21 protein-coding genes, 1 pseudogene and 1 riboswitch are annotated in these 22,739 nt (G+C 66.1%); of the genes and pseudogenes, 13 read left to right on the top strand and 9 right to left on the bottom strand.

What is annotated here, in order from left to right; genetic code table 11:
• Nucleotides 1–11 precede the first annotated feature (11 nt).
• Nucleotides 12–989: pseudogene (locus ACH49N_RS24730) on the bottom strand (TDT family transporter); the annotation flags it as partial.
• An 89-nt stretch (nucleotides 990–1,078) separates the two neighbouring features.
• Here ACH49N_RS24730 and ACH49N_RS24725 point away from each other — a divergent pair.
• The gene (locus ACH49N_RS24725; protein WP_358275180.1) at nucleotides 1,079–2,002 is read left to right on the top strand and encodes a LysR family transcriptional regulator; all 924 of its coding nucleotides are present in this window, start codon (nucleotides 1,079–1,081) and stop codon (nucleotides 2,000–2,002) included.
• On the opposite strand, the gene ACH49N_RS24720 is transcribed toward ACH49N_RS24725, so the two are convergent.
• Complete coding sequence (locus ACH49N_RS24720; RefSeq protein WP_358275182.1) at nucleotides 1,983–2,450, bottom strand: tRNA (cytidine(34)-2'-O)-methyltransferase; 468 nt, start codon at nucleotides 2,448–2,450, stop codon at nucleotides 1,983–1,985. The genes ACH49N_RS24725 and ACH49N_RS24720 overlap by 20 nt on opposite strands.
• A 43-nt stretch (nucleotides 2,451–2,493) precedes the next feature.
• On the opposite strand from ACH49N_RS24720, the gene ACH49N_RS24715 reads away from it, so the two are divergent.
• The 3 genes from ACH49N_RS24715 to ACH49N_RS24705 are packed head-to-tail and all read left to right on the top strand — an operon-like array spanning nucleotide 2,494 to nucleotide 4,279.
• Entirely contained in the window at nucleotides 2,494–3,099 is a 606-nt protein-coding gene (locus tag ACH49N_RS24715) for a pentapeptide repeat-containing protein (protein WP_109331440.1), read from the top strand.
• Between the two features lie 33 nt (nucleotides 3,100–3,132).
• The gene (locus ACH49N_RS24710) at nucleotides 3,133–3,993 is read left to right on the top strand and encodes a bifunctional methylenetetrahydrofolate dehydrogenase/methenyltetrahydrofolate cyclohydrolase (RefSeq protein ID WP_358275184.1); all 861 of its coding nucleotides are present in this window, start codon (nucleotides 3,133–3,135) and stop codon (nucleotides 3,991–3,993) included.
• A 1-nt stretch (nucleotide 3,994) separates the two neighbouring features.
• Complete coding sequence (locus ACH49N_RS24705; protein WP_109331438.1) at nucleotides 3,995–4,279, top strand: DUF3017 domain-containing protein; 285 nt, start codon at nucleotides 3,995–3,997, stop codon at nucleotides 4,277–4,279.
• A gap of 21 nt (nucleotides 4,280–4,300) precedes the next feature.
• On the opposite strand, the gene ACH49N_RS24700 is transcribed toward ACH49N_RS24705, so the two are convergent.
• Nucleotides 4,301–5,419, bottom strand: coding sequence for a homoserine O-acetyltransferase (locus ACH49N_RS24700; protein ID WP_397504784.1), 1,119 nt, complete (start codon nucleotides 5,417–5,419; stop codon nucleotides 4,301–4,303).
• Nucleotides 5,420–5,421: 2 nt separating this feature from the next.
• Complete coding sequence (locus ACH49N_RS24695) at nucleotides 5,422–6,705, bottom strand: bifunctional o-acetylhomoserine/o-acetylserine sulfhydrylase (RefSeq protein WP_317767768.1); 1,284 nt, start codon at nucleotides 6,703–6,705, stop codon at nucleotides 5,422–5,424.
• A 119-nt stretch (nucleotides 6,706–6,824) separates the two neighbouring features.
• Nucleotides 6,825–6,944, bottom strand: a riboswitch (SAM riboswitch).
• A gap of 273 nt (nucleotides 6,945–7,217) precedes the next feature.
• Here ACH49N_RS24695 and ACH49N_RS24690 point away from each other — a divergent pair.
• From ACH49N_RS24690 to yhjD, 5 genes are all read left to right on the top strand, one after another.
• Nucleotides 7,218–8,441: an NADP-dependent isocitrate dehydrogenase gene (locus tag ACH49N_RS24690; RefSeq protein WP_109331429.1), complete on the top strand. Its 1,224-nt coding sequence runs from the start codon at nucleotides 7,218–7,220 to the stop codon at nucleotides 8,439–8,441.
• Between the two features lie 214 nt (nucleotides 8,442–8,655).
• Entirely contained in the window at nucleotides 8,656–9,879 is a 1,224-nt protein-coding gene (locus ACH49N_RS24685; RefSeq protein ID WP_250769099.1) for an MFS transporter, read from the top strand.
• A 35-nt stretch (nucleotides 9,880–9,914) separates the two neighbouring features.
• Nucleotides 9,915–10,721, top strand: coding sequence for an exodeoxyribonuclease III (locus ACH49N_RS24680; protein WP_358275187.1), 807 nt, complete (start codon nucleotides 9,915–9,917; stop codon nucleotides 10,719–10,721).
• A 51-nt stretch (nucleotides 10,722–10,772) separates the two neighbouring features.
• Nucleotides 10,773–11,807, top strand: a complete 1,035-nt coding sequence (trpS, locus tag ACH49N_RS24675) for a tryptophan--tRNA ligase (protein WP_159925751.1) — start codon at nucleotides 10,773–10,775, stop codon at nucleotides 11,805–11,807.
• Between the two features lie 5 nt (nucleotides 11,808–11,812).
• Nucleotides 11,813–12,835 carry an inner membrane protein YhjD gene (gene yhjD / locus ACH49N_RS24670; RefSeq protein WP_250769101.1) on the top strand — a complete coding sequence of 341 codons (1,023 nt, stop codon included), beginning with the start codon at nucleotides 11,813–11,815 and terminating at the stop codon, nucleotides 12,833–12,835.
• 9 nt (nucleotides 12,836–12,844) lie between these two features.
• Here the strand turns inward: yhjD and ACH49N_RS24665 are convergent, their stop codons facing one another.
• A complete protein-coding gene (locus ACH49N_RS24665; RefSeq protein WP_358275189.1) occupies nucleotides 12,845–14,125 on the bottom strand; it encodes a D-alanyl-D-alanine carboxypeptidase family protein in 1,281 nt (426 codons plus the stop codon).
• Between the two features lie 327 nt (nucleotides 14,126–14,452).
• Between ACH49N_RS24665 and ACH49N_RS24660 the strand changes: the two genes are divergently transcribed.
• On the top strand, nucleotides 14,453–15,922 hold the full coding sequence (locus ACH49N_RS24660) for an amino acid permease (RefSeq protein WP_358275191.1): 1,470 nt from the start codon (nucleotides 14,453–14,455) through the stop codon (nucleotides 15,920–15,922).
• 15 nt (nucleotides 15,923–15,937) lie between these two features.
• A complete protein-coding gene (locus ACH49N_RS24655) occupies nucleotides 15,938–17,302 on the top strand; it encodes an FAD-binding oxidoreductase (RefSeq protein ID WP_358275193.1) in 1,365 nt (454 codons plus the stop codon).
• A gap of 94 nt (nucleotides 17,303–17,396) precedes the next feature.
• On the opposite strand, the gene ACH49N_RS24650 is transcribed toward ACH49N_RS24655, so the two are convergent.
• The 4 genes from ACH49N_RS24650 to sdhC are packed head-to-tail and all read right to left on the bottom strand — an operon-like array spanning nucleotide 17,397 to nucleotide 20,792.
• On the bottom strand, nucleotides 17,397–18,176 hold the full coding sequence (locus ACH49N_RS24650) for a succinate dehydrogenase iron-sulfur subunit (protein WP_109331418.1): 780 nt from the start codon (nucleotides 18,174–18,176) through the stop codon (nucleotides 17,397–17,399).
• Nucleotides 18,176–19,927 carry a succinate dehydrogenase flavoprotein subunit gene (sdhA, locus tag ACH49N_RS24645; RefSeq protein ID WP_159925761.1) on the bottom strand — a complete coding sequence of 584 codons (1,752 nt, stop codon included), beginning with the start codon at nucleotides 19,925–19,927 and terminating at the stop codon, nucleotides 18,176–18,178. Before sdhA ends, ACH49N_RS24650 begins: the two co-directional genes overlap by 1 nt.
• 15 nt (nucleotides 19,928–19,942) lie before the next feature.
• Nucleotides 19,943–20,386, bottom strand: coding sequence for a succinate dehydrogenase hydrophobic membrane anchor subunit (locus ACH49N_RS24640; RefSeq protein ID WP_005239887.1), 444 nt, complete (start codon nucleotides 20,384–20,386; stop codon nucleotides 19,943–19,945).
• Between the two features lies 1 nt (nucleotide 20,387).
• Nucleotides 20,388–20,792, bottom strand: coding sequence for a succinate dehydrogenase, cytochrome b556 subunit (gene sdhC / locus ACH49N_RS24635; protein ID WP_109335215.1), 405 nt, complete (start codon nucleotides 20,790–20,792; stop codon nucleotides 20,388–20,390).
• 253 nt (nucleotides 20,793–21,045) lie between these two features.
• On the opposite strand from sdhC, the gene ACH49N_RS24630 reads away from it, so the two are divergent.
• Both ACH49N_RS24630 and ACH49N_RS24625 read left to right on the top strand, forming a co-directional pair.
• On the top strand, nucleotides 21,046–21,450 hold the full coding sequence (locus ACH49N_RS24630; RefSeq protein WP_159925763.1) for a cytidine deaminase: 405 nt from the start codon (nucleotides 21,046–21,048) through the stop codon (nucleotides 21,448–21,450).
• Nucleotides 21,443–22,738, top strand: a complete 1,296-nt coding sequence (locus ACH49N_RS24625) for a thymidine phosphorylase (RefSeq protein ID WP_358275194.1) — start codon at nucleotides 21,443–21,445, stop codon at nucleotides 22,736–22,738. The genes ACH49N_RS24630 and ACH49N_RS24625 overlap by 8 nt, the downstream gene beginning before the upstream one ends.
• Nucleotide 22,739 lies beyond the last annotated feature (1 nt).

Below are 22,739 nucleotides of genomic sequence, written 5' to 3'. Positions count from 1 at the left end.
AGTCGATGCAGGTAGCGCAGCGTGCGGAACACCACGACGCTCCAGATCAGAAGCAGCGCACACCACAGCATCGTTGCCGCGCCCACGATCACCGTCGAGTGCATCGCGCTGCCCAGTGCGTTGGCGCCCAGAGCGCAGGTGCCGACGGGAAACGTGAAACTCCACCAGGCGGGCGTGAAGTCGAGTCCTCGGTGGAATGCCCGCGCCGTCACCGTGATCACGGTTGCGAGGGCGAGAACACCGCCCGCGCCCACGGTAGTTCCGTAGACGACGCCGACCGTGTGGAGCCAGGCGTGCCCGGACGCGGCGCCGAGTAGGTTGATCGCCGCGACCGACTGCCCGATCACGCCCAGCGGTATCCACAAGGTCGGGACGAGTGCGGTGCCCGGAAGGCCGTCGCGTAGCAACTGCCGGCCGACGACGACGGTGACCGCCACTGCCGCCGTGAGAGCCAGCGCGAACAGTGCGTAGCAGAACACCAGCAGCGTGATCTGCGGCGCGCCTTCCGGGAGGTGCCGGACCAGTGCGGCGCCGCCCGAGGCGGACACCATCGGGGGAACCACCGGCAGCAACCACGACGGCGTGGGCGTCACCCGGTACGGCTGCAGCAGTCGGCCGGCCATCACCGCGTAGGTGACGACGCCGACGATCGTCCCGATCGACCACAGCGCCGCCGCCACGGTCACCGACAGTTCGCCGAGACGGTGGTGACCGGCCGAGCCGGTGGCAGCGCCGACCGTCGACATGGCCATCGACACGGCGCCGTAGAAGGGGAACATGCTGTGGCTGCGGACGTCGGCGAGGGCCTGGTCGCGACACCGGAACCAGTGGCGCCCGAGAGCGGTGGCCAATGTGAGAAGTAGCGCGGCGGCGAGCAGCCAGAACACCTCGGACACGCCGCGTACGCCGGGAACCTCGGTCGGCAGCGAGGCGGCCACCACCGCGACGATGCCGGTTCCCATCACTGCTGCGAACCAATTCGGCGTCATGCTCACAGCCTGCCGAGTACCTGTCACCGCCGGTAGAAGGCTTGCGGTTGCGTACTCACAAATCGCGTTTGTGGGACTAGCCTTGGGATGTGCCGCTCTCTCCCCGAGTCCCCGAACTCAATGCCCTCGATGTACTGCTGTCGGTCGAGCGTCTCGGGAGCATGGGTGCGGCGGGCCGCGAACACGGACTCAGTCAGCAGGCGGTCAGCGCGCGGGTCCGCACGGCGGAGCGTCTGTTCGGCATCAAGGTGTTCAGCCGCGGCGCCAGCGGAGTGCGGCCCACGGCCGAGGGTGCTCTCATTCTCGAATGGGCCAGTCACATCCTGGCGACAGCGGAGGAGCTCGCGTCCGGAGTCGCGGCACTGCGGGGGGAGAGGCAGGCCGGGCTCACGGTGGCGGCCAGCATGACCATCGCCGAGTACCTCGTTCCGGGCTGGACGGTCGCGATGCGGCGCAAGTACCCCAACGTGGTCACATCGGTGCGCCTGCTCAACTCGTCCGAGGTGACGGCGCGGGTGTTGTCCGGTGAGGCCGACCTCGGTTTCGTCGAGGGACCCGACATTCCGCCGGGGCTGCAGTCCCGGGAGATCGGCCGGGATCATCTCGTGGTGGTCGTCCCGCCCGACCATCATTGGGTTCGACGCTCGCCGATCCCCGTGTCGGAGTTGGCAACCACGCCGATGATCCAACGGGAGTCGGGTTCGGGAACGCGCACCACACTCGAGAATGCGGTACCGCACTGTGTCCCACCTCTGTTGGAGCTCACCTCGTGCACTGCGGTGAAGGCCGCGGTGATCGCCGGAAACGCGCCGGCAGTGCTGTCTTCCCTCGCGGTAGCAGCCGACCTCACCGACGGGCGGCTGGCCTCGGTGCAGGTGGAGGGGTTGACCCTCCCGCGGCGGTTGTCGGCCGTCTGGGATCCGGTGCGGGGAGTGCGCGGCGCCGCACGGGACTTCCTCGACATCGCGGTCGGGGCCACCACGGGAGCGGGACTTACAGCGCAGCCCCTCTGAATCCGTGCTGCCGCCACGCCTCGTACGCCACCAGCGCAGCGGCATTGGACAGATTCAACGACCGCCGGCCGGGCAACATCGGGATGCGCAGGCGTTCGGTCACGTGCGGGTCGGACAGCACCTCCTGCGACAGCCCGGTGGGTTCCGGGCCGAAGAGCAGTACGTCTCCCGGTTCGTAGGAGATATCGGCGTACGACACGGTGGCATGGGCTGTGAAGGCGAACACTCGCGCCGGTTCGACTGCCGCCCACGCGGCCTCCAGATTCTCGTGGACGGTCACGGACGCCAGGTCGTGGTAATCGAGCCCCGCGCGCTTGAGTTTCGGTTCCGAGAGGTCGAACCCCAGCGGCCCCACCAGATGCAGCTCACATCCCGTGCCTGCCACCAGGCGGATGGCGTTGCCGGTGTTGGGTGGGATACGGGGTTCGTGGAACATCACTCGGAACACCCGCACAGCTTAGGGGTACACCGTCGGGCGGCATGATGGACGGATGGATGCAGTGGAAGAAGTGGTGGGTGAGGACTTCGGCGACGCGCGACTCCCCGGTCAGGACTGGCGTCGACGGCACTACACGAAGTGCCACTTCCGCGACGCCGATCTCAGCGGACTCCGCACGGAATCGGTGATCTTCACGGACTGCGACTTCACCGGTGCCGACCTGTCGGAGTCGCAGCATGTCGGAACGGCCTTTCGGTCCTGTTCGTTCACGCGGGCAACGTTGTGGCACAGCACGTTCCGACATTGCAGCTTCCTCGGTTCCGAGTTCGACGGCTGCCGGTTGCGCCCGATGATCGTCGAGGAATGCGACTTCACGCTCGCCTCGCTCGGCGGCGCCGATCTGCGGGACCTCGACTTCACCGACTGCCGATTCCGTGAGGCCAACCTCGTGCGAACAGACCTGCGGGGCACGGTTCTGCGTGCGGCCGACCTCCTCGGTGCCCGCACCGGAGGCGCGAAACTGGGCGGCGCCGACCTCCGAGGCGCCCACGTGGACGCGCATCTGTGGACGGCCGCCTCACTCGACGGGGCGCAGATCGAACTGACCCAGGCCATCGCCTACGCCGCCGCCCACGGGCTGGTGGTGGAACCGACCTGACGCGTGTCTCGGGTACCTGAGAGAATGGGCTCCGTGACTGCAACGATCCTCGATGGCAAGGCCACCCGCGACGAGATTTTCGAAGACCTGAAGGTGCGGGTGACCGCACTGAGGGACCAGGGCATCACACCCGGGCTCGGGACCGTCCTGGTGGGCGACGATCCGGGATCGGCCGCGTACGTGCGCGGCAAGCACAACGACTGCGCCAAGGTCGGGATCACGTCGATCCGACGAGACCTTCCCGGTGACATCACCCAGGAGAAGCTCGACGCCACGATCGACGAGCTCAACGCCAACCCGGACTGCACGGGATACATCGTGCAGCTCCCGCTGCCCCGGCAGCTCGACGAGAACGCCGCCCTCGAGCACATCGACCCCGACAAGGACGCGGACGGACTGCACCCCGTCAACCTCGGCCGGCTCGTCCTGGGCAAGGAGGCGCCGCTGCCGTGCACGCCGCGCGGAATCCTGCACCTGCTCCGGCGCTACGAGGTGCCGATCGAGGGTGCGCACGTGGTCGTCGTCGGTCGCGGTGTCACGGTGGGCCGCCCGATCGGTCTGCTGTTCACCCGGCGCAGCGAAAACGCCACCGTCACGCTCTGCCACACCCGCACGCGGGACCTGGCCGCCGAGGTTCGCCGCGCCGACATCGTGATCGCCGCGGCGGGTGTCCCCGGGCTGGTCACGGCCGACATGGTCAAGCCCGGCGCCGCCGTGCTGGACGTGGGTGTCAGCCGCACCGAGGACGGTTTGCGCGGAGACGTGGCGGCCGATGTCGCCGAGGTCGCCGGCTTCCTGTCACCGAACCCGGGTGGTGTCGGACCGCTCACCCGCGCATTCCTGCTGAGTAACGTCGTGGAGCGGGCCGAACGCGTCGCGGCTTCTCGCGGCTGAGATGGCGGACTGGGGGCAGTTCGCGAAGAAGAATCTGCCGATGCTCGCCGTTCTCCTCGTCATCGCGGTGGCCGTCGTCTTCGTGCTGGCCGAACGGTGGCGACGGGGAGCGTTCGTCTTCGGCGCCGCGACGCTGCTGGCCGCGATCTTCCGCTTGACGATGCCCTCCGAGCGCGTCGGCCTTCTCGCCGTCCGCAGCAAGTCGTTCGACGTCGGCGCGCTGGTGGCCGTCGGGGGAGCCATCGTCTGGCTCGCCGTGTCGATCGACCCGCTCGGGACCGACTGACGGTCCCGAGCAGGCGGAACGTCAGCGTCCTGTGCGGGCCAATTCCATCGTCTCGGCAAGCAACTTGGCCACGGCATCGGCCTCGGTGAGGAACCCGTCGTGGCCGTCCCGGGAGTTGAGTACCCGGAGGCCGTCGCAGGTGGGGATCTCGTTGGCGAGGTCCTCCTGCAGGCGGATCGGATACAGCCGATCCGAATCGACGCCGCCCACGATCACCGGTGCAGTCACGGTGGCGAGCGCAGCGGCGACCCCACCGCGGCCGCGGCCGACGTCGTGCCGGTTCATCGCCTCGCTGAGAAGCACATAGGTGCTCGGATCGAACCTGCCGACCAGCTTGTCCGCCTGGTGCTGCAGATAGCTCTCGACGGAATACCGGCCGCCACGCCACGGGTCCTCGCCCACCTGCGGGGAGTTCGCGAACCGTGAATCGAGCTCGCTCTCGCTGCGGTAGGTGAGATGCGCGATCCTGCGGGCGATGCCGAGCCCGGTACGGGGAATCCGCCCGGTGCCGTGATAGTCGCCGCCCTGCCAGTCGGGGTCGCTGATGACCGCTTCGATCTGCGTGGTCTGGGTACCGATCTGGTCCGCGGTCGCGCGGGCACCGACAGCCAGGACGAGTGCGGACGCGATCCGGTCGGGGTAGGTGACGGCCCATTCGAGGGCGCGCATTCCGCCCATCGACCCGCCGATGACAGACGCCAGCTTCCCGATGCCGAGAAGGTCGGTGAGCTTCTTCTCCGCCGCAATCTGGTCGCGGATGGAGATCTCGGGAAAGCGACTGCCCCACGGACGGCCGTCTTCGGCGATCGAACCCGGCCCTGTCGTGCCCCGGCAACCGCCGAGCACGTTGGTGGCGACGACGCACCATTCGTCGGTGTCGATCGGTGCACCCGGACCCACCATCCCGCTCCACCAGCCGGGGGAAGGATGTTCGTCGGACATGGGGCCGGTCACGTGGGAGTCGCCGGTCAGAGCGTGCTCGACCAGAACCACGTTGTCCCGGGTGGGGGACAGCTCGCCCCAGCGCTGCACGGCGAGGGTGACCGACGGAAGGACGGCTCCACTCTCGAGCTCGAGAGAACCGATGTCGATATAGCCCAGACGTCCGTCCGACACGGGCAGCTGCTGCAGTGCGCTCACGGTCAAGATGCCGCCGCCGTCAGGCCGGTTTCGATATCGGCGATGATGTCGTCGATTCCCTCGATGCCCACGGCGAGGCGCACCAGCCCGGGGGTGACGCCGCTGGCGGCCTGCTCCTCGGGGGTCAGCTGCGAATGGGTGGTGGACGCGGGATGGATCACCAGGGAACGCACGTCACCGATGTTGGCGACGTGGCTGTGCAAGGTGAGAGCGTTGACGAACTTCTTTCCGGCGTCGATTCCGCCGGCGAGTTCGAACGTCACGATGGCGCCTGCGCCCTTGGGAGCGATCTGCTTGGCGCGCTCGTGCCAGGGTGAGGAAGCGAGCCCGGTGTAGCCGACCGAGACGACCTCGGGCCGGGCCTCGAGGTACTGGGCCACGGTGGTCGCGTTCGACACGTGCCGTTCCATGCGAAGGCTCAGCGTTTCGAGGCCCTGTGCGATGAGGAACGCGTTGAAGGGCGAGATCGCGGAACCGAGGTCGCGCAGCAGCTGCACCCGCGCTTTGAGCGCGTACGCCGGCGGACCGAGTTCCGCGAAGACGACCCCGTGGTAACTGGGATCGGGGGTGGTGAAGCTCGGGTGACGGCCCTGGGTCCAGTCGAAGGTGCCGCCGTCGACGATCACACCGGCGATCGCCGTGCCGTGCCCGCCGAGGTACTTGGTAGCCGAATGCACCACGATGTCCGCACCGTGTTCGAGCGGGCGGATGAGGTAGGGCGTGGGCACCGTGTTGTCGACGATCAGCGGAATGCCGTGCTGATGCGCGATGCCGGAGATGCCCGGGAGGTCGAGGACGTCGTTACGCGGATTCGACACGGTCTCGCCGTAGAAGGCCTTGGTGTTGTCGCGAATCGCGCTGCGCCACTGCTCGAGGTCGTCGGGATCCTCGACGAACGAGACCTCGATGCCGAGCTTGGGCAGCGTGTAGTGGAAGAGGTTGTAGGTGCCGCCGTAGAGACGGGGGCTGGAGACGATGTGGTCGCCGGCCTCGGCGAGGTTGAGGATCGCGAAGGTCTCCGCGGCCTGTCCGGAAGACAGCAGCAGCGCGGCGACCCCCCCTTCGAGTGCGGCGATGCGCTGCTCGACGGCGTCCTGGGTGGGGTTCATGATGCGGGTGTAGATGTTGCCCGGCTCGGCCAGGCCGAACAGTGCGGCAGCATGATCGGTGTTGTCGAAGGTGTACGAGGTGGTCTGGTAGATCGGCAGTGCCCGCGCCTTCGTGGTGGCGTCGGATGTCTGCCCGGCGTGGATCTGCTTGGTCTCGAACGACCAGTTCTCGGTCATGTGCTGTCTACTCCAGTGGTCTGACGAGGCGCGGACGACATATTCGGGATCGTTCGCGCACAGGGCGTGGCTGGGGTCTATCTACGACAACAACAACACATCATGAACCTCCGATGTCGGACCCGCGCTTGTCACCCGACTGCGTGTTAATCAGGGAACCAGGTCATCACCCGGGGCACCCCACCGCGGTGGAGGGTTGCCGGCCAGCTAGCCGGGGCTCGTTGCTGGCACTCATGACCTCTGGTGATCTTAGCGGCTGGAGCCGAACGACCGGAAACGGCACCGATCAGGGCCCCTAGCAGGGAAAAGTTACCCGCGAGTAGGAGCAGGTTGCAGGGACCCAGGTGTTGCGAGCCCGGCGCATAGCAGTACGCTTGTCTTGTTTAGGCGCGGTCTCCCAGCGACCGTCCTGACCGTCTACGTTTGATAAGCGAACCGTTCGCGGACCCACTCACAAAGTGTGCCCGCAACCGTGTAACCAGGGAAACTTCCTAGGAGGGCGCGAAGCACCCATGTCCAAAATCAAGGTTGAGGGCACCGTCGTCGAACTCGACGGCGACGAGATGACGCGCATTATCTGGCAGTTCATCAAAGACAAATTGATCCATCCTTACCTGGATGTGAACCTCGAGTACTACGACCTCGGCATCGAATACCGGGACGAGACCGACGACCAGGTGACCGTCGACGCGGCCAACGCCATCAAGAAGCACGGCGTGGGCGTCAAGTGCGCGACCATCACCCCGGACGAGGCCCGTGTCGAGGAGTTCGGCCTGAAGAAGATGTGGCGGTCGCCCAACGGCACCATCCGTAACATCCTCGGTGGAACGATCTTCCGTGCGCCGATCATCATCTCCAACGTTCCGCGACTGGTTCCGGGCTGGACCAAGCCGATCATCATCGGCCGCCACGCCTTCGGTGACCAGTACCGCGCCACCGACTTCAAGGTTCCCGGCCCCGGCAAGGTGATGATCACCTACACGCCCGAGGACGGCAGCGAGCCGATCGAGCACGAGCTGGTGAACTTCCCCGAGGACGGCGGCGTCGTCCAGGGTCAGTACAACTTCACCAAGTCCATCACGGACTTCGCCCGGGCCTCGCTCAACTACGGCCTGCAGCAGAACTACCCGGTCTACCTGTCGACCAAGAACACGATCCTCAAGGCCTACGACGGCGCGTTCAAGGACATCTTCCAGCACGTCTACGAAACCGAGTTCAAGTCGGAGTTCGACGCGGCAGGTCTGACCTATGAGCACCGCCTCATCGACGACATGGTGGCGTCGGCGCTCAAGTGGGAGGGCGGCTACGTCTGGGCGTGCAAGAACTACGACGGCGACGTGCAGTCCGACACCGTGGCCCAGGGCTTCGGATCGCTCGGCCTCATGACCTCCGTGCTGCTGACCCCGGACGGAAAGACCTGTGAAGCGGAGGCCGCACACGGCACCGTGACGCGTCACTTCCGTCAGCACCAGCAGGGCAAGCCGACGTCCACGAACCCCATCGCGTCCATCTTCGCGTGGACCCGTGGACTCGAGCACCGCGGCAAGCTGGACAACACCCCCGACGTCATCGCCTTCGCGCAGAAGCTCGAGGACGTGGTCATCAAGACCGTCGAGGGTGGCCAGATGACCAAGGACCTCGCGATGCTGGTCGGCGGCGATCAGGGCTTCCTGACCACCGAGGAGTTCCTCGGTGCGCTCGACATCAACCTCCAGAAGGCCATCGCCGAGCAGTAAGCGCACAGCACCGCCAGCAGTACAGATACGGGACGTTCCCTCTGTGGGGACGTCCCGTTCTGTGTTCGCAGGTCAGCCGTGGGTGAGTGAGCTCACGGCCGTCCCATGCACGGCGGGGCCGGAACAGGGAAGAGAATCCTTCCGGAGGTGGTTGCCGACTGAGGCGCTCTCTGCCGTGTAGTCGTGTACGTCTCTATCCGAAAGTGTGTCTTCCGTGAGCACCTCCACGTCCGTCCGCCCCGAGCCGGCCGGTGTCGTCGCGCATCATTCGTCGGTCCGCACGCTCGCCATGGTCGCGCTCGCCCTGGGTGGGTTCGGCATCGGGACCACCGAGTTCGTCGCCATGGGCCTCCTGCCCGACATGGCGGCGAGCCTGGGCATCAGCGAGCCGACTGCGGGGCACGTCATCTCGGCGTACGCGCTGGGAGTGGTCGTCGGGGCGCCGCTCATCGCCGCCCTGACGGCGCGAGTGCAACGCAAGACGCTGCTGATCGCGTTGATGGCCGCCTTCACGCTCGGCAACGCCGCCACCGTGCTGGCACCGAACTATGGGGTCCTGATGGCTGCACGCTTCGTGGCGGGCCTACCGCACGGTGCCTATTTCGGTGTCGCAGCACTCGTCGCCGCGCACCTCGCGGAGCGCGGCAAGCGGGCCAAGGCGGTGGCCCTCGTAATGATGGGACTGTCCGTGGCCAACGTCGTGGGTGTGCCCGCCGCGTCGTGGCTGGGCCAGAATCTCGGCTGGCGTAGCGCCTTCGTCCTCGTTGCCGGCATCGGCACGGTGACCCTCGTCGCCATCTGGTCCTGGCTGCCTCCACTCGCGGCGATGCGGATGACCAATCCGCTCACCGAACTCGGCGCCCTCCGCCGCCCGCAGGTGTGGATGACGCTGATCATCGGCATGGTCGGGTTCGGTGGCATGTTCGCCGTCTACACGTACATCAGTACGACGCTCACCGACGTCGCCGGCCTCTCCCGTTCCCTGGTGCCACTGGCGCTGATGATCTACGGGCTCGGCATGGTGGCGGGCAATCTCCTCGGCGGCCGACTGGCCGACCGGGCACTGGTTCCCGGTCTCTTCGTCTCGATGACGGCGCTCGGGGTACTCCTCGCGGTTTTCGTCATCGCCTCCCACAACCCGTACACGGCGCTCGTGCTCGTCTTCGGTGTGGGCGCGGCGGGTGCCTCGATGGTGCCCGGGTTGCAGACCCGGCTGATGGACGTCGCCGCGGACGCCCAGACGCTCGCGGCGTCCCTCAACCACGCCGCGCTCAACATCGCGAACGCCTTCGGAGCCTGGATCGGTGGTGTCGTGATCGCGGCCGGCTACGGGTACACGGCGCCCGCCGCGGTCGGTGCGCTGCTCGCCGTGGCCGGGCTCGTGGTCCTCACCGTGGCGGTCGCCATGGAACGCCGCAGCGCCCGTTCGTCTCGGTAGCCGCGCTGTCGTACGCGTCCGCTACGGTGCTTGCCGTGCCACACATCATCACCACCGTCAATGTCAACGGCGTTCGCGCCGCCGCCCGCAAGGGGCTCACCGAGTGGATCGAGCGCACCGAGGCCGACGTCGTGTGCCTGCAGGAGACGCGGGCATCCGACGAACAGCTGGCCGAGACTCTCGCGCCTGCACTGGCGAGCGGCTGGCATCTCGCGTCCGCGGAGCCGTCGGCGAAGGGACGCAACGGTGTCGCCGTCCTCTCGCGTAGACCGGCGGACGCCTTTCGGGTGGGTCACGGTGACGAGGAATTCCTGGGAGCGGGCCGGTACCTCGAGGCCGACTTCGACGATCTGACGGTCGCGAGCCTGTACCTGCCGTCCGGTGAGGCGCAAACGCCCCGGCAGGAGGAGAAGGAACGGTTCATGCAGTCCTTCGGCCGCTACCTGGTAGACAGCGCCCGCGCTGCGGTCGCAGCCGGGCGGCACATGGTGGTGTGCGGCGACTGGAACATCGCTCACACCGAACTCGACCTGAAGAACTGGAAGACCAACAAGAAGAATTCCGGGTTCCTGCCGCACGAGCGCGAATGGATGAGCGCTCTCTTTGCGGAGGACGCCCATTGGTCTGACGTGGTGCGTCTCCTCCACCCCGACATCGCCGGCCCGTACTCATGGTGGTCCTACCGGGGAAAGGCGTTCGACAACGACTCCGGGTGGCGCATCGACTACCAGATCGCCACCAGAGCGCTCGCGGAACGCGCCAAGCAGGCCGTGGTCGAGCGAGCGGAGAGTTACGACCAGCGGTGGTCGGATCACGCACCCGTCACCGTCCAGTACCGCTGACCCCGGTATCTGATTCGTCTCGTTCCGCCCCACGTGAAAAGATCAGTACTCATGTCGACCCCTGCAGATCAGAAGCCCACCGCCAGGCCCCGGGTGCTCTCCGGCATCCAGCCCACCGCCGACTCGTTCCACCTCGGCAACTTCCTGGGCGCGCTGCAGCAGTGGGTTCCTCTGCAGGACGAATTCGACGCGTTCTACTTCATCCCGGATCTGCACGCGATCACCGTCGCGCAGGATCCCAAGGAATTGCGTCGTCGCACCAAGATCGCTGTGGCCCAGTTGCTCGCCGTCGGAATCGACCCCGACCGCTCGACGCTGTTCGTGCAGAGCCAGGTTCCGGAGCATGCGCAGTTGGCCTGGGTCCTCAACTGCATCACCGGTTTCGGTGAGGCCAGCCGCATGACGCAGTTCAAGGACAAGTCCGCAAAGCAGGGCACCGAGAACGCCAGCGTCGGCCTGTTCACCTACCCGGTGCTGATGGCCGCGGACATCCTGCTCTACCGGCCGCAGCGTGTACCGGTCGGCGAAGACCAGCGCCAGCACCTCGAACTGGCCCGCGATCTCGCCCAGCGGTTCAACACCCGGTTCGGCAAGGCGTTCGTGATCCCCGAGGCCCAGATCATCAAGGGCACCGCCAAGATCTTCGACCTGCAGGATCCGACGTCGAAGATGAGCAAATCGGGGCCGAGTCCCGCCGGTTTGATCAATCTGCTCGACGACCCCAAGGTATCCGCGAAGAAGATCAAGTCCGCGGTGACCGACAACGAGCGGGAGATCCGCTACGACCGGGAGACCAAACCCGGTGTGAGCAACCTGCTGACCATTCAGTCCGCACTGTCCGGCACGCCCATCGAGACATTGGTGGCGGGCTACGAGGGCAAGGGATACGGCGATCTGAAATCCGATACGGCCGACGTTCTCACCGACTTCGTGACACCGTTACGGGCGAAGGTCGACGAGTTCCTCGCGGACGAGGCCGAACTGGATCGGATCATCGCCGCCGGTGCGCACCGCGCCCGTGAGGTGTCGTCGCAGACGCTGGCGACCGTGTACGAGAAGGTCGGGTTCCTGACACCGAAGGGTTGAGCACTGTGGCGGACGAAGCGAGCATCCTCGAGAAACAGCGGGCAGCGCGCCCCTGGTTCGACCACGTGATAAGGGCCGCCGGGCGATACCAGCAGCAGAAGGGCGACTACTACGCCGCCGGAATCACGTATTTCAGTGTGCTGTCACTCATTCCGATGCTGATGATCGCGTTCGCCATCGCCGGTTTCATACTCGCCGGCCAGCCGGAGTTGTTGCAGGAACTGCAAGAGAGCATCACCAAGAATGTTCCCGGGAGTCTCGGGGACACGCTCAACACCGTCATCGATTCGGCGATTGCGTCCCGCGCCGGCGTGGGTGTCCTCGGCCTGCTCGGCGCCGCCTACGCGGGGCTCGGGTGGATGGCGAATCTGCGCGATGCCCTCACCGCGATGTGGGAAAGTACCCACGAATCCCCGGGCTTCCTGAAGACCAAGCTGGGTGATGCAGGGGCTCTCATCGGACTCGGTCTGGCGATGGTGGTGTCGCTGGGCGCGTCGGCCCTCAGTAGTGGTCCGGTGGCAGGCACAGTCGTGAGGGTGTTGAACCTCGACAACATCGCGGGCATCGACCTCGGTTTGCGCGTCCTGTCGACGCTGGTGTCCCTGGTCGCCACCTGGGCAGTGTTCACCTGGGTCATCTCCCGCCTGCCCCGCGAACCTGTTGCCTTCCGCAGTGCGATGAAAGCTGCTGTGCTCGCCGCGGTGGTGTTCGAGGCCTTCAAGCAGGTCGGGGCCATCTATCTCTCGATCGTCACCAGCGGTCCGGCCGGCGTGGCGTTCGGACCCATCATCGGTCTCCTGGTCTTCATCTATCTGACGTGCCGGATGCTGCTCTTCGCGACCGCGTGGGCGGCCACTACCCAGGAGAGTCTGGCGCTCGCCTTCGTCCCCCCGCCGGATCCGGCGGTCATCACGCCTCGCGTCCAGGTCAACGAAGGTCCCGGGATCGGCGGCGGACTCGCTCTCGTCGGCGCAGGCGCACTCGCCGCGCTGGGACTGTCCGGCCTTCTGTTCCGCAGTAAACGCTGACGGCGGCAGTCAACGACGGCGCAGGAGGCGCCACGCCCACAGCAGCAGCACGAGGATGATCGCTGAACCGCCGACGCCTACACCGATGCGCAGAGCCGTGGTGTCGTCGGCGCGATCGGAGCTGGAGGCGACGCCAGAGCTGGTCGTGTCAGCCGAATTCTGATCCGGCGTTGCTGCAAGTACCGCGCCGGAGGAGTCCTCGGACGGTTCGAGATCGACGAGGGAACCCACCTCCGCGTCTGAACCGAGCCCGAACCCGTAGTCCAGCAACCGGGCGGCCTGTTCCCAGGGCCGGATGGGTTGAGCTTCGGCGCCCATGAGGGTGACCACCAATCGACGGCCACCGTGGTCGGCGCCGCCGACGTAGGTGTGGCGCGCATCGTCCGTGAATCCGGTCTTGCCGCCCAGTGCGCCGGGATAGTTGTAGAGCAGTTGGTTGTCGTTGGCCAACGCGAATGGGGGACGGTCCTGATCCCCGGGTATCGCGGGGTCCCTGGGGAATCCGGGGAATTGCACAGTCTCCGTGGAGATCAGCTCGGCGAACGTCGGGTTCTTCATCGCGGCGTGGAAGATCAGGGCCAGGTCGAACGGGGAGCTGCTCATGCCGGGCCCGTCCAGTCCGGACGGCGTCGCCGTACGGGTGTCGTGGGCGCCGAGAGTGTCGGCGAGGCGATTCATCTTCTCGACCGCGATATCGTCGCCGCCCAACTGCCGTGCCAGTAGATGAGCCGCATCGTTGCCCGACGCCATCACCAGGCCCTGCATCAGTTGTCGATTGGTGTATCGGCCGTTCTTGCCGATTCCTACGGCGCTGCCCTCCACCTCGGCGTCTTCGGCGGTGGCCGTCACAGTCTTGTCGAGGTCGAGCTCGTCGAGAGCCACGAGCGCCAGCAGCATCTTGATGGTGCTGGCAGGCCGGTATCGGCCGTGCGGGTCCTTGGCAGCGAGCACGGCCCCGCTGTCGATGTCCGCGACGACCCATCCCGACGCGGAGATGTCCGCGGGAGGTGGCGGTGCGTCGTCGGGAAGAACCACCCCGCAGGCACCGAGCTTCGCACCACCGACAGGGCGGTCGGGCACGGCCATCGCGCTCGGTGTCGGATCACCCGGCCGAGGAACCTCCGAAGAGTCGACGGCGGGAGCGGGAGACGACCGGTTCGGACAGTTGTCGGTGTTGGGAGTGGTGAACGGCGTCGACGTGGGCGGCGACGGAACGACGGGAGGAATGGCGCCCACAGACGTCACCGAGAGTCCGGCGAAGAGAACCCCGGACACGACTGCGATACCCACTCGACGCCACCTCATCGGAGAAGGAGCGTATGTCATGGGTACCGAGCGCGAGAAAAGCACTGGCCGAGTGACATCCATTCGTGACGTCGGGGCGAGCGCGTGCCCTCCTGCCCGAGCGAAGACGTCGCGCCGAGTGTGGCAGGCCTCACCCCGAATGTGCCGGAGCAGAGTATTTAGGGAGCCGAACCAACGCTGACATACGTGCCCAGTAGGGGGAGTATGAAACAGACCAGTCTCGCTCTAATGGTGGCAGCGAGCGTCGCGACATCGTCGTTCCCAGCGATCCGCACTTCCGGCAATTCCCGATTCTGATGTGAGGCGGCCGAGATGACGGCAGAAGATGTGGTGGGCGCGCAGACCGCAGACCGAGAATGTCGCGATTGCGGCTACAAGCCCGAGCTGAAGCGCACTCTGGGCTCCTTCCAGGTGTTCGCGGTGTCGTTCGCGTTCATCTCGGTGGCGGTCGGGATTTTCGGCACGTACAACGACGTCCTTCGGGACGCCGGTCCGGTCGGCATCTGGCTCTGGGTCGTCGTCGCGCTAGGTCAGACCCTGATCGCCTTGGTGATCGCCCAATTCGCGGCCCGAATACCACTCAGCGGCTCCTCCTACCAATGGGCGTCGCGGCTGGCGAACCCGAAAGTCGGCTGGTTGTTCGGGTGGCTGACCTTTTGTTATCTCGCCATCGGTGTGGTGACGGTCGACAATGCGATGGCAAGCAGCGCTCTCATGCCCCTGTTCGGCATGCAGCCCGACGAAGGCACCGCGCGGGTGATCACGCTCGTCGTGGTGCTCATTCAGGCGGTCTTCGTCGTGTTCTCCACGCGTCTCGTCGGCTTGATCACGTCGGGCGCGGTGGGGCTGGAGCTGGTGATCGTCGTGGTGCTGGCGATCGGGCTTTTCGTCGCTGTGGCGTTCACGGGCAAGGGCTCGATCGGCAACCTCACCTCACGCGGTATCGCCGAGGGCGCCCCCAATTATTTCGCCGTCGGCGGTGGATTGATGGCTGCGATGATCATGGGGCTTGCCACGCTCGTCGGGTTCGACTCCGCGGCGAACATGGCCGAGGAGGCGAAAGACCCGTTCCGCAGCGTTCCGCGGGCGATCGTGGGATCGGTGGTGGCGGCAGGCGTGCTGGGACTGGTGTTCCTGGTTGCACTCACCATTGCGATCGACGACGTCGCCCGGGTCAGCGCCAGCGACACACCGGTGGCGGCGATTCTGCGCGATCAGTTGGGTCCGGTGATGGAGAGGACGCTGCTGGTCGCGATCGCGTTCGCCTTCTTCGGCGCCGGGATGGTGACCCTGGCCACCTGCTCGCGGATGGTGTTCGCCATGTCGCGCGACGCACGTTTCCCTGCTCACCGGCTGATGCGCCGGGTCAACCCGCGCACGCAGACACCGATTCCGGCGACCATCTTGATCGTCGTCGTGGGGGTGGTCCTGATGGCCGCGTTGCCGGGTGGGGCACTGCTCGAGCTGCTCACGGTGGGGACGGTCATTTCAGCGGTCCTCTACGGCGCGATAATTGTCCTCTACCTTGCGGTGCGCAAGCGTTTGGATCGTAAGGAGGGCGCGTTCGACCTCGGGCGCTTCGAGATGCCGATCGCGTACGGCGCCCTCGTGTGGTCGGCTGTGGTGCTGTTCGTGATCATGTCGCCCTCGAGTGCTGTGACGTCACTCCTGATTGCGCTCGGTGTGCTCCTCGCGGGAGGGGTGTACTTCCTCTACCTCCTGGTGTTCACACGCGAGGTACTGGAAACCGAGCCGGGAGACGCCGATGTCTTCTCGCACTGACCTGGAAGTGAACCGATGACTCTCACCACGGCAAATCTGACGGGCGAGGTCGTGCGTGCGGGTGACGACGGCTACGAAGCGGCGCGGGTCGGCTGGAACCGTGTGTATTCGCACTATCCCGAGGCGATCGTGTTCTGCTGCAGCACCCAGGACGTGATCAACGCGGTCCGATGGGCACGTACGGAAGGCATTGCCCTGCGGGTGCGCAGCGGACGCCACAGTCTCGAGGGTTGGTCGTCGCTCGACGGGGGCCTGGTCATCGACGTCAGTCGGATGAAGAGCGTCGTCATCGACGACACCGCGCGCACGGCGACGGTCGGGACGGGGCTGACACAGCAGGAGACGGTCGCGGCGCTGGGACAACGCGGATTCGTTGTTCCGACCGGCTCGGAGGGTGGGGTCGGTCTGGGCGGTGTGATCCTCGGCGGTGGCTTCGGGTTACTGACCCGCAGCTTGGGCATGGCTTGCGACAACCTCCTCGCCGCCGACATCGTGGTGGCCGACGGCTCCCGTTCGGCGACGGTCGTCCAGGCCACCGAGCACGACAACCCGGACCTGCTGTGGGCGTGCCGCGGCGGCGGTGGAGGCAACTTCGGAATTGCGACCTCGTACACGTTGAAGCTGCACGAGCTCTCGACCGTCACTTACCTGGTCGCGAGGTGGACCGGCCATGACCACCTGGGCGAACTGCTGCGCACATGGCAGCGCGAGGCGCCGATCGCCGACGAGCGGCTGACCAGTGCGCTGGAAGTGGATTCCACGGCGGTCGAGCTGTCTGCCCTGCTGCACGGTGGCTCACGGGCAGGGCTCGAGGACGAGCTACGTTCGCTGCTCGCGATCGGCACGCCTGACGTCACCGTGACGGAGGGCGCCTGGCCGACCATCTACGGCGACGTCGACAGAGGTCCGGACGACGTTCCGTTCTGGAAGTTCCACTCCCAGTTCGTCAGTCGTCCATTCCCCGACGAGGCAATCGATCTGATCGTCCGCTATATGGGCAACACGCCCAGTCCGCCGAGCAACTTCTTCTGCTCGAGCTTCGGCGGAGCCGTACGGCACCCGCCACCCGGTGGATCGGCGTTCCCGCACCGCGACGCGTTGTTCTACTGCGAGCCGGGCGCGGCCTGGAACGACCCCGCCCTGAACTCGACGGCACTGAGTTGGGCGGCCGACTTCTGGCGCGCACTGCGCCCCTACGGCGACGGCGCCTACGTCAACGTACCCAACGCTGCCGCAGCGGACTGGGAGCGTGAGTACTACGGCTCGCACTGCGAGCGGCTACGTCAGGTGAAGACCGCCTACGATCCGGACAACGTCTTCAATTTCGAGCAGAGCGTACCCGTGTCACCGGCTGGACCGAGGTTGTCGACGGCGAGGTGATTCCCGCATGCTGCTCGACGCAGACGAGCGCCTGCGGTAACCGTGTCCGGTTACCGCAGGCGCTCGGGAACTGCTGGTGTGCTGGGAAATTCGCTCAGCGCGCGAACAGCAATGCGCGCTTGACTTCCTGGATCGCCTTCGTGACCTGGATGCCACGCGGGCATGCGTCGGTGCAGTTGAAGGTGGTCCGGCAGCGCCAGACACCGTCCTTGTCGTTCAGGATGTCGAGGCGCTCCGAGGCGCCCTCGTCACGGCTGTCGAAGATGAAGCGGTGCGCGTTGACGATGGCAGCGGGACCGAAGTAGCTGCCGTCGCTCCAGTACACGGGGCACGACGTCGTACAGCAGGCGCACAGGATGCACTTGGTGGTGTCGTCGAAACGTGCGCGATCGTGCTGCGACTGGATGCGCTCGCGGGTGGGCTCGTTGCCGGTGGTGATGAGGAACGGCTTCACGGCGCGGAATGCGTCGAAGAAGGGTTCCATGTCGACGACGAGGTCCTTCTCCACCGGCAGACCCCTGATGGGCTCGACGGTGATCGTGACCGGCTTGCCGTCCTTGGGCAGCATGTCCTTCATGAGGAGCTTGCAGGCCAGACGGTTCACGCCGTTGATCCGCATCGCGTCCGAGCCGCACACGCCGTGGGCGCAGCTGCGCCGGAACGTGAGGGTGCCGTCGAGGTAGCCCTTCACGTAGAGGAGCAGGTTCAGCATGCGGTCGGTGGGCAGCGCCGGCACCTGGAAGCTGTCCCAGTGCTGACCCTCGCCCGACTCCGGGTTCATCCGCGCGATCTTGAGGGTGACCATGACGGCGCCCTCGGGGATGGCAGGGAGATCCGACTTGTCTTCGCTCTTGTCGACTGCAGGTGCGCTCATCAGTACTTACGCTCCATCGGCTCGTAACGGGTCTGGACTACCGGCTTGTAGTCGAGACGGATGTCGGAGAGCAGGCCGTCGCCCTCCTTGTATGCCATCGTGTGCTTCATGTACTCGGCGTCGTTGCGGTCGGGGAAGTCTTCGCGAGCGTGGCCGCCGCGGGACTCCTTGCGGTTGAGCGCACCGACGACGGTGACCTCTGCCATTTCGAGCAGGAAGCCGAGCTCGACGGCCTCGAGCAGGTCGCTGTTGTAGCGCTTGCCCTTGTCCTGCACCGTGATGTGGTTGTAGCGCTCCTTGAGGGCGCGTACGTCCTTGAGGGCCTGAGTGAGGCGCTCTTCGGTCCGGAACACCGACGCGTTGTTGTCCATGGACTGCTGCAGTTCGCTGCGGATGTCCGCGACACGCTCGTGGCCGTGATCGGAGAGGATGAGTTCCATCCAGTCCTCGACCATCTTCTGCGGGGCGTCGGGGAGCGGCACGAACTCGGTGGTGTTCGCGTGCTCCGCGGCGGCGATGCCCGCGCGACGTCCGAAGACGTTGATGTCGAGCAGCGAGTTGGTGCCGAGGCGGTTGGCGCCGTGCACGGAGACGCAGGCGCATTCACCGGCGGCGTACAGGCCGGCGACGATGTCCTCGTTGTTGCGCAGGACCTCACCGTTGATCTTGGTGGGGATACCGCCCATGACGTAGTGGCACGTCGGGTACACCGGCACCGGTTCCTTGACCGGGTCGACACCGAGGTAGGTGCGGGAGAACTCCATGATGTCCGGGAGCTTCTCGTCGAGAACTTCCTCGGGAATGTGGGTCACGTCGATGTAGACGTAATCCTTGTTCGGTCCTGCGCCGCGGCCCTCGAGTACCTCGAGCACCATCGAGCGGGCGACGATGTCACGCGGGGCGAGGTCCTTGATGGTGGGGGCGTACCGCTCCATGAAGCGCTCACCGTCCGCATTACGGAGGATGCCACCTTCACCACGCACCGCCTCGGAGATGAGGATGCCGAGCCCGGCCAGGCCTGTGGGATGGAACTGGTGGAACTCCATGTCCTCCAGCGGCAGGCCCTTGCGGAAGATGATGCCCATGCCGTCACCGGTGAGGGTGTGGGCGTTGGACGTCGTCTTGTACATGCGTCCCGAGCCGCCCGTGGCGAACACGATCGACTTGGCGTGGAACACGTGGATCTCGCCGGTGGCCAGCTCGTAGGCGATGACGCCGGTGGCAACCGGGCCGTTCTCCGTCTCGGTGATGGCGATGTCGAGCGCGTAGAACTCGTTGAAGAACTCGACGTCGTGCTTGACGCAGTTCTGGTAGAGCGTCTGCAGGATCATGTGGCCGGTGCGGTCGGCGGCGTAACACGCACGGCGCACGGGGGCCTTACCGTGATCGCGGGTGTGGCCACCGAAACGACGCTGGTCGATCTTGCCCTCGGGAGTGCGGTTGAACGGCAGACCCATCTTCTCGAGGTCGAGCACCGCGTCGATGGCTTCCTTCGCCATGATCTCGACGGCGTCCTGGTCGGCGAGGTAGTCGCCGCCCTTGACAGTGTCGAAGGTGTGCCACTCCCAGTTGTCTTCCTCGACGTTCGCCAGTGCCGCGCACATGCCGCCCTGGGCAGCGCCCGTGTGGCTGCGGGTGGGGTAGAGCTTGGTCAGTACCGCGGTGCGGGCGCGCGGCCCGGCCTCGATCGCTGCGCGCATGCCGGCGCCGCCGGCACCGACGATGACCACGTCATAACGGTGTTCCTGCATGAAGTCTGTGCTCCCCTAGCTCGCCGAGATATTGGGGTCGAAGGTGAAGATGACGTACGTGCCCAGGCCCATGATCAGGATCATCGAGAGAACGAGGATCGTGGTCAGCCAGAAGCGCGTGGAGTCCTTGCGGGAGTAGTCCGCAATGACGGTCCGGAGTCCGTTGCCGCCGTGCAGCTGGGCAAGCCAGAGCATGGTGAGGTCCCAGAACTGCCAGAACGGGCTGGACCAGCGGCCTGCGACGAACGCGAAGTTGATGCGGTGCACACCGTCGTCGAGCATCAGCATGATGAACAGGTGGCCGAGGACGAGGAAGATCAGCGCGAGACCGGAGAACCGCATGAACAGCCAGGCGTACAGCTCGAAGTTGTTCTTCGACGTCCGGCGTGGTGAGCGCGGGTTGTCCAGGCTGGCGGGACGGTCGTAGGTCTTGCCGAGACTCTTGGCTTCTGTCGTCATGTCAGTGCCCCGCAAACATGTTGTAGAAGATGCGGCCGGCGCCCGGGATCATCACCAGGAACCAGATCGCGAGAATGACCCAGAGCATGAGGCGCTGGTATTGCGGCCCCTTGGACCAGAAGTCCACCAGCATCACCCGGACACCGTTCAGTGCGTGGTACAGCACCGCGGCGACGAGCGCGAGTTCCATGAGCCCGACGATCGGGTTCTTGTAGGTCTCGATGACACTGTCGTACGTGTCGGGATTCACGCGCACCAGCGCGGTATCCAGCACGTGGACGAAAAGGAAGAAGAACGTCATTACGCCTGTGATCCGGTGCAAAACCCAGGACCACATTCCGGGGTCGCCCCGGTAAAGCGACCGTGTGCGCTCCTTGGCCGGAGCGGCTTCAGTCGTGCTACTCATCGAGTGCTGTGCCTCCAACGTCATTGGTGGACGCGTCGAGCCTGCGTAGCTTTTCGGGGGTACCTCAGCTGGACCCGACGAGATCCTGAACCGACTTCTCTGAACTGTAAACCCAACAGAATCTCGGGAACTAACTCGACTCCGGATTCGTACAGCCTGCGGAAACGAAGTTAGGTTTGCCTCCCCAAATCGAAATGACGGCTTCAGGGGGATTCTCTGCATCCATTCAGTGGGCATGATTGGATGGTCAACCATGAGCGAGATCGATTGGAATCTGTTGCGCGCCAACGCGCAACGGGTGATGAGTAGGGCCTATGCGCCCTACTCGGGATTTGCCGTGGGTGCGGCTGCACTGGTGGACGATGGGCGAATTGTCGTCGGATGCAATGTGGAAAATGTCTCATACGGGTTAGGGCTCTGCGCCGAGTGTGTACTGGTCGGTAACTTATTTGCGGGCGGGGGTGGCAGGCTGCTGGCCTTCACCTGCTGTGACGCGGCCGGGGAGATACTGATGCCGTGCGGACGTTGTCGTCAGCTACTCCTCGAGCACGGAGGCCCTCGATTGCTCGTCGATCACCGAGCCGGAATCCGGCCGTTGGACCAGTTGCTGCCGGACGCCTTCGGTCCGGACGAGACCGAAAGGATCCGCCGTGCATGATGCTGCCTCGATCATCGCCGCCAAACGAGACGGCCGGGAGCTGACCGGTGCAGAGATCGACTGGGTCGTGGAGGCATTCACCCACGGAGTCGTCGCCGACGAGCAGATGTCGGCGCTGGCGATGGCGATCTACTTCCGTGGCATGACCCGCGAGGAGGTGAGCCGATGGACCACCGCGATGATCTCCTCGGGTCGCCGGCTCGACTTCACGCACCTGGGACGCCCCACGGTGGACAAGCACTCGACGGGGGGAGTGGGCGACAAGATCACCCTGCCGTTGTCGCCGCTCGTCGCCGCGTGCGGGGCCGCCGTACCGCAGCTGTCCGGCCGCGGCCTCGGCCACACCGGGGGGACACTCGACAAGCTGGAGGCGATCCCCGGCTGGCGCGCCGACCTCGACACCTCCAAGATGGCCGAAATCCTGTCCGACCCGGCTATCGGGGCCGTGGTGTGCGCGGCCGGCGCCGACCTCGCCCCCGCCGACCGGCGGCTGTATGCGTTGCGCGACGTGACCGGGACCGTCGAATCGATTCCTCTGATCGCCAGCTCGATCATGAGCAAGAAGATCGCGGAAGGCACCGAAGCGCTGGTGCTCGATGTGAAGGTGGGGTCGGGCGCGTTCATGAAGAAGCTCGACGATGCGCGCGAGCTCGCGCAGACGATGGTGGATCTGGGTAACGACGCCGGGGTGCGGACACTGGCGTTGCTCACGGCGATGGACGCACCCCTCGGGCTCACCGCCGGCAACGCCCTCGAGGTGCGGGAGGCGGTGGAGGTGCTGGCGGGCGGCGGCCCCGCCGACGTGGTCGAGCTCACCCTCGAGCTGGCCCGAGAGATGCTGAAAGCAGCCGGAATCGACGGAGTCGACCCCGCGGACAAGCTTCGGGACGGATCCGCCATGGACCGCTGGCGGGCCATGATCGGGGCGCAGGGCGGCGACCCCGACGCCCCGCTTCCGAAGGCCCGCCACACCGAGGTGATTCTCTCGGAGACCGAGGGTGTGGTGTGTGGTCTCGACGCCATGGCGGTCGGTCTCGCTGCGTGGCGGCTGGGCGCGGGTCGAGCGCGCCAAGGTGAGGCGGTGCAGGCGGCGGCAGGCATCGAGATGCACGCGAAACCCGGGCAGACCGTCACGGTCGGCACTCCGCTGGCCACGCTGCACACGGACACGCCGGAGCGGTTCAGGTCGGCGAAGGTGTCGCTCGCCAATGCATGGACCATCGTCGCCGACGCGCCGAGCGTGACGGCTCCGCTCGTCATCGAGCGAATCGAGGAGCCCTCAGGCTAAC

Source organism: Rhodococcus sp. NPDC019647, assembly GCF_044389235.1.
In the GTDB taxonomy this organism is placed as follows: domain Bacteria; phylum Actinomycetota; class Actinomycetes; order Mycobacteriales; family Mycobacteriaceae; genus Rhodococcus_F; species Rhodococcus_F oxybenzonivorans.
Note: the sequence above shows the minus strand (reverse complement) of the source record. Positions and strands in the feature narration are given on the sequence as shown.